The organism is Flavobacterium sp. (assembly GCF_044373165.1).
Taxonomy (GTDB): domain Bacteria; phylum Bacteroidota; class Bacteroidia; order Flavobacteriales; family Flavobacteriaceae; genus Flavobacterium.
Genome location: NZ_JBILQL010000021.1, coordinates 22,967 through 33,759, shown reverse-complemented (window position 1 = coordinate 33,759; position 10,793 = coordinate 22,967). Strand labels below are relative to the sequence as shown.

Genomic DNA, 10,793 nt, shown 5'->3' with positions numbered 1-10,793 from the left:
TCGTGAGTAGTGTTGAGCAAAAGGTCTTTTAAATAGATGTTTTGTTCGTTGAATAATCCGTCTACTCCGGCCAGTCCGATGCTATAATTTCCGGTGGTTGGCACATTAACGCCTATCGGAACTTCATCGTTTATATCGAAAGGTAAAGCTCGGCCTTGGATGATGTATTTTTTGTCGTTAATCAACGAATAGATTCTTAAATCGCCTGTGTTTTGGGTCAAACAATCGAAGAAACTATCTTCGGCCATAGTAGCATCTTGGATGTAACCGAATAAGGTTCTGTCTGAGCGACTGGAACTGTTTACGATATCTAGCCAAATTCTGTTTCTTTCCAAGCTTTCAACATAACTCTCAGAGGTGTAAGAATTTGACAGTCTGTAAAAGTTACTATTGTCATAATTTGTACTTCTCAGATTGTTGTTAAAAGTTACGTTGTTCGATGCTGTTGGCCCATCAACCATTTGCACAAAGAAGCCTTGTCCTGAACCAATATATAATTCAGGGCCTGCCAAAGGACAGCAACTTGTGCCTGTATAGGTGTAAGTTAAATAATCTCCCGGGCTATAATTATAAGCGAAGGAACCATAAAACGGACTTGAGATGTTGGAAGGCAATGTCCCGTGTGTCCATAAACGAATATTACCCATAATCTTACTGTTATTGTCAAATAAGAATTGGCTACCTCTAATGGCAGATGGGTATGGGTTACCTAATAAATTCCAATTGTCGCTGTAGTTGTTGATTTCAGTACCGTTCAATCCTACGTGATAAGCCGTGTTGGTGTCATTACCTCTGAAGATGGGAATGGTTACAGGGCCATTATTCGGAACACCGGTAAACGTTCCTGGCAAAGTTGAATTCGTTGATAGACTGAAACTGTTTGGTCCTCTGGCAATATATCCTTTACCGGCTGTCATGATGTTGCTTGAAGCGCCAATCCAATTCCCTTGACCGCCATTGGTATTGGCAACAGTGGTGTCCCATTTGAATATGGCTCCGAACGATAACGGAGAGGCAATATTATTTACTGTGTAGTTTGCGACAGGAGACGACCAATACACGTAATCTAGTCTTCGAATGTTGGCATTACGTCTGTAAATGATATTACCTGTATTAGTGGCATTATTAATTTGCACCAAACTCGCATTGTTATTGATTGTAAAGGTACCGCCGGTTGCCACATTTACCCAATCAGTTACGGTTATGGTGTTGTTAGAGTTGATGGTTAGCGTTGCGCCGCTATAAATGGATAAAGTTCCTGCTAATCCAACATAGTTGGTTCCGGAGATGATAGGATTGTTAGCAGTAACCGGAATTTTTACACAATCAGTATTGTTAGGAATAACATTTGGTGTCCAGTTATTGTTGTTGTTCCAATCGTTGTTAACAGAACCATTCCAAATTTTTGAATTAGTAACTACTACGGTGGTTTCATCCAATACTTTTACAATTGCACCATTGCACATGTTATAAGTAACCTCCGCAGTGTAGGTTGTAGTGGTCGCAGGACAAACGTTTATGGTGTTCGTACTGCCGAGATTAGTGCCGGTAGTTCCCGAACCTTCAAACCAATTGATCGATGTAATAGATGTTCCTGAAGGTACAAATCTCCAAGCCTCTTCCGAGGCATTCCAATTAGTACTTAAGCCATTGCGATTAGGCGCAACAACTGCTTGTGTTCGTGTGGCGTCTTGTACTCCTACTATGGCATTTCCGCTGTTCCAAGGAAAAACATTGTTGTTGTCTATGTTTTTTTCTTTGATGTAAACTTCAATGATGTTGCTGTCTTCATACAGTACCATCATTCCGGTGTATAAAATAGAGTTGTCAGAGAACATAGGAACATTATACCATGAGGCTACTAATGCTCTACAGCCTGTATCCAGTGTTACCAATTCCCAACCTACTTCACCGCCTTCACTTGGGTCGATGTCATGAAATACTCCAAAAATGGCATTGCCAACCAATTGATCATCGGTATTGTTTGGTAAATTATCGTTAAATGCAAATCCGGAAGCCGATTCGGCATAACCGGTGTTGAAAGTTAGCACGCCATTGGAACCAATAACACATTGACTGAAATTAGTTCCGTAGAAACAAAAATTAAATGGAAGATTTACAACCGGTGACCAAACATCGTCTACATTAACACTTACCGGGTTTTCTAAACAGCTGAATTGATAAGGTGGGTTGTAAGGAATACTCTCAACAGTATAGTTAGTTGTATTACCCAATTGTAGGTATTCGGCTTCCAAATCAACACAAGTAGAGGAAGAACAAGTAATTGGAGATGGGTCTGCACCGTTTAATCCCAATCCGCCGGCTAAAATATCAGGACAAGCACTTGTTATGCTTCCGGATCCATTACCGGATATACAATCTGTTGAAAGACAAATTCTAAAAGTGCCGAATACATCGTTGCCACTCTCCCAAAAGCGGATAAAAATAGTGCTTCCCGGTGTTAATCCTGTTAAGTTTAAATAGGGCATAAGTCCGTTACTACTACTGTCTGCATCACATTGTAATAAGGTTAAAGCGCCACAAGATCCGGTATACACTGCTATACTTCCATCTGTAATAGTATTTGAATTGGTATCAATTCTCACTATTCCGTTGCTGGGAACTGTAGCACTAAACCAAACATCACCTCCAAGATAGTTACCACAACCTGGAGCCGGTATTCCGGAAGACGATGTAGCTCCTAAAGTAGTAAATGTTTGAAAGCTACAGCTTGTATTGACATTTAAATCAATTGCCGCACAAGGTTCGTTATTTATAGGCGGCACCGGACTGGAAACACAAATGCCAAAACTTCCGTTGTTGTTATTGCTGTATTCCCAAACCCGAATATATATTATACTGCCGGGTGTTAAGCCTGATCTAAAAATGTAAGACATTGCACCGTTATTACTATCATCATCATCACATTCTATCAAAGTAAGACTGCCACATGTTCCGCTGTAAATGGCCATTCCGCTATCTGTCATAACGTTATCATCGGTGTCAATTTCTATTATTCCATTAGCCGGAACGGTTACACTAAACCAAACATCTCCACCGGCATAGCTTGCGCATCCGGGGTCTCCTACTCCGGGACTAGCTGTGGCTCCATTGTTAGTGTAGTAGGTGTAGGTGCAACTGCTGTTAACAGTTAATGGAATAGCCGTGGCACAATTATCATTGGTTATTGTGGTTGAAGTATTTCCGCTCGTGTACGCGCTGTTGCACCCATTGCTGGCTAATATTCGATAATAATAGGTTGTGCCGGAGTTTAATCCTGAAACTGGTAAGGTTACAGTTGGCGCTGAGGCAGAGAATGGAGAACCGGGGATATTGGAGGTATAACCACTATCTGTGGTAATTTGAATGGTATAATTTATACCTAGAGCCCCACCACCTGTTGGTGTTGTCCAATTCAAAGTAAAGCTACTGTTGGTTAAGGCAGTAACAGTAACGGGACTAGGAGTAGCGGGACAAGTTACCGCATTTCCGGTTAGAGGACCACTCAAATTATATATCGGACCTCCTGAGCAAGCGGTATTGTTGTATGCATAGATGTAATAATAATATCTTGTATTTCCGTTTAAACCTGTTCCTGCAATTGTAGTTGAAGTGCCGCTTTGAACAAATGTGAGTCCGGCACCCAAGGTTCCGATGTTTGCACCGGAATAGATTGTACCGTTTGCCGGCTGAGTTGGCGGTGTAGCTGAAGTTGATTGAATGACTAGATATCCGTCGGCACTGCCGCTAAATGTGGCCGGAATCGAAGTTGAGGTTATTGTCCCTAAGGCAAGGCCTGAGGCTTGACTAACCGGAGCAACACAGGGTGTTTGGGTGCCTATACACAGGGTAAAGGAGCCTTGACCAGAACCAGATGAGTAGCTATACACTCTAACATAATAGGTGTTTCCAATGGTTAAGCCGGTTATAGTGGTGGTCTCAGCGGTTGTGATTGTGTCATCTGTACAACTTAAGCTTGTTAAGCTTCCGCAAGAACCGCTGAAAGTTTGTAAAACAATATCGGAAATGGTGCCTGGAGTGGCGGTTACTACATGTGATGTTGCAGTAGCCACAAAGCGATACCATACATCATCATCTGCTGTGCCGGTACAACCAACTTGTGATTGGGTAGCTCCCAAAGTTGTTCCTGAAGTGGTTGAAGAGCAAGTTAAGGTAGGGTTAACGGTTAAAGCTGTTGCATTACTGCAATTATCGTTTGCCAAACTGGTTACACACAAACTGGTTAATGTTAAATTACTCGAACCGATATTAACTACTTTGATATAATAGGTGCCATTGTTTAAAGTGGTGTTGATTATTTCAGTTTGGGAACCATTGAAGTTATTATCATTGGCACAAGCAATTTGTGTAAGCGTTCCGCTACAGTTACTTGTAGTTGAAATCAATTGGAGAAGTAAGTTTCTATTTCCGGCAACCCCGGTAATGGTAATGTTTAAAGGACCACCACTGACAGTAAAGGTATACCATTTTTCTCTAGCATAGGCTCCGGTGGCACAAGATGAAAGTGCCGGTGCATCTGGAGTTGTGTCTGTAACACTACTGCTGGTGGTGCAAGCTCCGTTAACCGTTATAGGGATAGCAGTTGCGCAAGTTGTTCCCTGTGCAAAAGATGTTATTGCGCATAAAAGTATCGCAATTGTAACCAAACAAAATATCCTACTACGACCTACTGATACATTATGATTTGGGTAGAGTTGCTTCATTAAATTTGGTATTTAATTAAAAATAAATTATAAATTTAAGTTAAAAAGTTTAATTATCAGAGAAAAAGTAAATATACTACAATACATTTTAAGGTTTGGATTTATTTTTCACTCATTTTCTTTATTTTCTCTAAAAAATTTCATTTAGTATTGCCTTTTTTTGAGTAATTAACGTAAATTCGAATTGCTAATGCACTGATTATGAAAAAAATATTTTGTCTGTTTCTATTTTTTTTGTCTGTTCTTAAAGGCTTTTCGCAACTTTATGTGAGTGCTAACAGTTATGTATTTGTTAAAAATCAATATGTTTTTGTTAATCAGGATATCGATTTACAAAACAATGGGTTCTTTTATTTGCGAAATGAAGGACAACTTTTACAAGGCACTTCAGCAGCTTCTGCCAACAAAGGTTTGGGTAAGCTTTCTGTTTTTCAAGAAGGAACTTCTGATAATTTTGACTATAATTATTGGTGTTCTCCTGTTGGGAATGCTTCTGCCGCAGTAGGGAATGAAAATTTCGGTATTAGTATGTTTCATGTGCCGACAACCAACATTAATAGTAATCCCGCTAGTATAGCATTATATAGTTATAATGGTTCATCTTCTAATGGTAATTTATCTATCGCTGCTTATTGGATTTGGCGCTATTTATCGGGAACCAATTATTCTGAATGGATTCAATCCGGCGCCACCACAAATATTTCAGCAGGCCAAGGTTTTACTATGAAAGGAACGGCAGGAACGGATGTTACAAATGTAGGAGAAGCTGTTGTAAATAATCCCGGAAGTGCCCAACGATACGATTTCAGAGGAAAGCCCAATGATGGGAATATTTCGGTTTCTGTTGGGTTGGATAAGCTAACCCTAACCGGAAATCCATATCCATCGGCTCTACATGTTAGTGCATTCTTGTTAGATCCAACCAATTCTGATTGTACAGGAGTCGCCTATTATTGGGAACAAAATAAAACGATAAATTCTCATTATTTGTTAGCTTATCAAGGAGGTTACGGAACTTACGTGCCTATTAGTGTTAGTCCCACAGAATACGGGGTTTACGTTCCGGCAATCTTTAATACTTATAATATAGATGGGACTGTAAATACAACAGGAGTATCATCCGGTTTGTCTATTCAAAGGAAATATGCTCCAATTGGTCAAGGTTTTATGATTAAAGGAAAAGCTACAGGAACACCAGCCACAGTGACTTTGAAAAATGCTCATCGTGTTTTTTATAAAGAATCCGATGTCTATTCCCAATTTGAGAGAACAATAGGGAGTTCAGTCCCAAACAGCAATATTGATTCGGCAAGCGAAGATGTATCAGTGATTCGTTTAAATACTGTAATTAACAATCAATATACCCAACAAATTGCACTGGTGTTAATGCCTTCTGCTACCGATGGAATTGATCGCGGTGTTGATGCTTTGTCGCCTGTTGAAGAAACTATTCCTAATGAGGTTTATTTTGATTTAGATCAGAATAGGTATGTAATCCAAGGCGTTAGTTTTAGTGCGGACAAAAGAATTCCTATTGGGATAAAGGCTACCAATTTAGCGACTTTTAAGTTTGATGCTTCCATGGTTGCCAATTTTGATGAAGCACAGGATATCTTTCTCTATGATGCTTTTAACGACAGTTATCACAACATCAAGAACAGTACATACGAAGTAAGTTTGGCAACAGGTATTTACAAAAATCGATTTGAAATTACCTTTCAAGATTATTCACTTAAATCAGATAATGAAGCGCTTAAGTCGGAGTTTGTGATTTTGCAAAATAATGCCGGTCAGGTTTTGGAAGTTCACAACCCAAATTCAAGAACTGTCAAATCTATTGCGCTTTATGATTTGACCGGAAAGCGAGTCTTTGCAAAGGAAGAGCTGGGCTCCGAATTACACTATCAATTTACAACTCAAGGTTTGGCACAAGCAGTCTATTGGGTTCAATTGATTACAGATGTCAATCAAAAAGTGAATCAAAAAGTAATTATCACCAACAAATAGGTCTCTTTTTGCAAAGCGATTTGTACCTTTGTAAAAAGGCTTTTCTTGAAAAGTTACAATCAAAAAATAGTCATTGAAAACCCCGATTATTCGCTTTTTATCAAGCGAGAGGATTTATTACATCCCTACATATCAGGAAATAAATTCAGAAAACTGCATTTTAATGTGCAAAAAGCAAAAGAGGAAAAACACAATACGTTGTTAACATTCGGAGGCGCTTTTTCTAATCACATATTAGCTGTAGCTTCGGCCGGTTATGAAAACAATATGAAAACCATAGGGATTATTCGCGGGGAAGAATTGCAGCAGAAAATCGCTGAGAATCCCACCTTGTTAAAAGCCCAAGAATTCGGAATGGTTTTTGAGTTCGTTTCCAGAGCAGTGTATCGCAACAAGCAGGATGTTGATTTTATTCAAACCTTGCAAAAGCGATATGGTAATTTTTACTTGTTGCCCGAAGGCGGAACGAATAATTTAGCGGTTAAAGGCTGTGAAGCAATTTTAGAAGAATCCGATAAGGAGTTTGATTTTATTTGTTGTGCTGTAGGCACTGGTGGGACTATTTCAGGGATTGTTAACAGTTCAAAAGACGGTCAACAAGTTTTAGGATTTCCGGCACTTAAAGGCGATTTTTTAACAGAAGATATTCGTAAATTTGTCAACAAATCAAATTGGCAATTAGTAACCGATTATCATTTTGGCGGATATGCTAAAACTACTGAGGAATTAATTTTATTTATTAACGAATTTTACAAAAAATTTCAAGTGCCATTAGATCCAATATACACCGGAAAAATGGTTTTTGGAGTTTTAGATTTAATAGAAAAAAAAGCATTTCCCAAAGGCTCCAAAATACTTATCATACACAGTGGTGGTTTGCAGGGAGTACAAGGAATGAATTTTTTACTGAAACAGAAAAACCAAATCGAAATACAAATCTATGATTAAGAAACTTTTTTTAACTATTCTTCCTCTTTTGATGATAGCCTGTAGCTCCAATCAGTCTGTAGTGAGAACTTCGCAGCCAGACCCAAGGAAAACTACAACACCCGTTACACAAAGAGTAAAAAAGCCTATTTATCGTCCTTCAACAAATAAGAGTACAGGTGTGGCAACTCAAAAACCTGTTGCTTCTCCGGCCATCAACAACAATACTAGTACTACCGAGATCTTAGAGGCTACTACTCGGGTTAAAGTAACTGCAGAAATGGTTTTGGCTTACATAGAAAAATACAAGAATATTGCCAAGGAGAATATGGTTAAATCCGGAATTCCGGCCAGTATTACTTTGGGACAAGCTATTTTAGAATCGGGCGCCGGCACCGGACCTTTGAGTATGCAAGCTAATAATCACTTCGGGATTAAATGTCATAAAGAATGGAGCGGACCAAGTATACGCTATACTGATGATGAGGAAAATGAGTGTTTCAGAAAGTACAATGAGCCCAGTGGCTCTTTTCGCGACCATTCTTATTTCTTAACCAGTCGTCCTCGTTATGCCGCTTTGTTTCAATTGGAGAAAGACGATTATACCGCTTGGGCTAAAGGATTGAAAGCTGCCGGTTATGCTACAGATCCGAAATACCCGGAAAAGTTAATCGGTTTAATTGAACGCTACCAATTGGGCAAATACGATGCTGAGGTTTTGGGGAAAGAATATGTGGCCGTAATGCCTAAGAAAGAGATTGCCTACACTGACGATGTCCAAAAATATACGGTAGTTAAAGGGGATACCTTGTATTCAATATCAAAACGATTCAATATCTCTATCGAAGAACTTAAGCGGAAAAATAATTTGGTGGACAGTGCTCTGTCATTGGGACAAACTATTATCGTAAAGTAAATTTAAAATTTCACATTTAGTATGATTTATCAAAGAAGCAGTCAGTTGTTTGCTGAAGCTGAAAAAGTAATTCCCGGTGGCGTTAATTCTCCCGTAAGGGCTTTTAAAGGAGTGGGCGGAACGCCACTTTTTGCCAAAAGTGCCAAAGGTGCTTATTTGTATGATGAAGATGACAATCGTTTAATTGATTATATCAATTCTTGGGGTCCGATGATTTTAGGCCATGCCTATCAACCCGTTGTTGAGGCTGTTATTGAAAAAGCTAAAAAAGGAACCTCTTTTGGGATGCCCACTGAATTAGAAACCAAGATTGCAGAGTTGGCTATCTCAATGGTGCCTAATATCGATAAGATTCGTTTTGTAAATTCAGGGACCGAAGCTTGTATGAGCGCTATACGATTGGCTAGAGGATTTACTAAAAGAGACAAAATTGTCAAATTCTCCGGTTGTTATCATGGCCATTCTGATTCATTCCTGATTGCTGCCGGTAGCGGTTTGAGTACTTTTGGTGTGCCAAATAGCCCCGGAGTGACTCAAGGTACGGCCAAAGACACTTTGTTGGCTCAATATAATGACATAAACAATGTGAAAGCTTTATTTGAAGCCAATCCCAATGAAATTGCTGCGGTAATTATTGAGCCCGTAGCCGGAAATATGGGTTGTGTACCGCCCAAAGAGGGCTTTTTGCAAGCTTTACGTGAGCTGTGCAGTAATCACAATGCGTTATTGATTTTTGATGAAGTGATGACAGGCTTCCGTTTGGCCAAAGGCGGAGCGCAAGAGTTGTATAATATAAATACTGATATTGTTTGTTTCGGCAAAGTAATAGGAGGTGGTTTACCGGTTGGAGCTTTTGCGGCTCGCGAGGAAATCATGAACTTTTTGGCGCCCTTAGGTCCGGTTTATCAAGCCGGGACATTATCAGGAAATCCTCTAGCTATGGCAGCTGGGTATGCCATGTTGCAAGATTTGGATTCTGATTCCGAAATTTACAATAGGTTGGAAGCTAAAACCGCTTATTTGCATCAAGGAATTGAAAAAGTTTTAATTGAAAACAACATAGTTTTTACCATTAACCGAGTTGGTTCAATGATTTCTGTACATTTTGATGCCAATCCTGTAGTAGATTTTCAAACCGCTAAAAACGGAGATAATGAAACTTTTAAGAAGTTTTTTCATGGTTTGTTGCATGAAGGAGTGTATATCGCACCTTCTGCTTATGAGACTTGGTTTATAACTGATGCTTTGACCTATGAAGATTTGGATTTTACTATTGAAGCCATCAATAAAGTGTCCAAAACACTATAAATAAAAAAACCTCTCAGAAATGAGAGGTTTTTTTATTTAGATTGACACAATTAGTTGGTGATTAATTCTTTGAGCAATTCTTTGTTTTGTCTCAATTTTGTCATTTGATCATCAGAAATTGAGGCTGCAATTTTCATTTCAATAATTCTGGCTACTTCATCTCTTTTCTCTTGAGATAGGTTTTTGTCTTCCAGAGTTCTGTGTTTTTGTTCAAACAATCTTTCGAAATCAGCTGTTTGTGTTTCGTTTAAACCCAAATACTGAGATAAGGCTAAAGCTTCTTTTTTGCCTTTTTCTGCAGTGGTTAAATCTTTTTTATCTTGAGCGTTTGCATTTATAGTAAAAGCTAACAGTAAAGTTAAAGCAGCGATTAATTTTTTCATTGTTTTAGTTGTTTAGAAGAATAATAACTCCAAAACTAAATTATTTTGGTGAAATCTCAAAATTTATTTTTGTTAATCTTCCGGAGTGATTTTTCCTTTGCCTTTTCGTTCGGCCATTTTTTCTTTTAGTTTGCCTTTGCGTTCCTCTCGCAATTTTTCCCATTTGGCAAATTGTTCCTGACTTAAGATTTTTTTCATTTCTGCGCTATGAGCAGTTTGTTCCTCTTTCAGTTTGGCTTTCATAGCTTCTCTCTTGGCTTTTTTTTCTTCAGCCATTTGAGCTCTTTTTGCTTCTCTTTTTTCTACCTCACTAGTCACCAATGCTCGTATTTCTTTGATTTGTTTTTCGTTCAAATCCAAATCTTTTGTCATTCTTTTAACTTGAATGTCGACTTTCTCTTCCTTGGTCAAACGATCGCCTTCCGGTCTTCTTTCTCTTTTTCCTTGTGCCCATGTAGTCATACCAACTAACAATAAAAGGGCTAAAAATAATTTTTTCATTTTTTTTCTATTTGAATTACTGTCTTT

7 protein-coding genes are annotated in these 10,793 nt (G+C 38.7%); 4 read left to right on the top strand and 3 right to left on the bottom strand.

What is annotated here, in order from left to right; genetic code table 11:
• On the bottom strand, positions 1-4,724 hold a 4,724-nt coding region (locus tag ACIQ32_RS04815; RefSeq protein WP_396194557.1), incomplete at its 3' end, for a fibronectin type III domain-containing protein.
• A 201-nt stretch (positions 4,725-4,925) separates the two neighbouring features.
• Here ACIQ32_RS04815 and ACIQ32_RS04810 point away from each other — a divergent pair.
• From ACIQ32_RS04810 to hemL, 4 genes are read left to right on the top strand one after another with little or no spacing between them, the layout of a single operon-like run.
• The gene (locus ACIQ32_RS04810; protein WP_396194556.1) at positions 4,926-6,731 is read left to right on the top strand and encodes a T9SS type A sorting domain-containing protein; all 1,806 of its coding nucleotides are present in this window, start codon (positions 4,926-4,928) and stop codon (positions 6,729-6,731) included.
• A gap of 45 nt (positions 6,732-6,776) precedes the next feature.
• The gene (locus tag ACIQ32_RS04805; protein ID WP_396194555.1) at positions 6,777-7,679 is read left to right on the top strand and encodes a 1-aminocyclopropane-1-carboxylate deaminase/D-cysteine desulfhydrase; all 903 of its coding nucleotides are present in this window, start codon (positions 6,777-6,779) and stop codon (positions 7,677-7,679) included.
• The gene (locus tag ACIQ32_RS04800) at positions 7,672-8,574 is read left to right on the top strand and encodes a glucosaminidase domain-containing protein (protein ID WP_396194554.1); all 903 of its coding nucleotides are present in this window, start codon (positions 7,672-7,674) and stop codon (positions 8,572-8,574) included. The genes ACIQ32_RS04805 and ACIQ32_RS04800 overlap by 8 nt, the downstream gene beginning before the upstream one ends.
• A 21-nt stretch (positions 8,575-8,595) precedes the next feature.
• The gene (gene hemL, locus ACIQ32_RS04795; protein WP_396194553.1) at positions 8,596-9,882 is read left to right on the top strand and encodes a glutamate-1-semialdehyde 2,1-aminomutase; all 1,287 of its coding nucleotides are present in this window, start codon (positions 8,596-8,598) and stop codon (positions 9,880-9,882) included.
• A gap of 50 nt (positions 9,883-9,932) precedes the next feature.
• Here hemL and ACIQ32_RS04790 read toward each other — a convergent pair whose 3' ends face one another.
• Entirely contained in the window at positions 9,933-10,265 is a 333-nt protein-coding gene (locus tag ACIQ32_RS04790; RefSeq protein WP_396194552.1) for a hypothetical protein, read from the bottom strand.
• Between the two features lie 72 nt (positions 10,266-10,337).
• Complete coding sequence (locus tag ACIQ32_RS04785) at positions 10,338-10,766, bottom strand: hypothetical protein (protein ID WP_396194551.1); 429 nt, start codon at positions 10,764-10,766, stop codon at positions 10,338-10,340.
• Positions 10,767-10,793 lie beyond the last annotated feature (27 nt).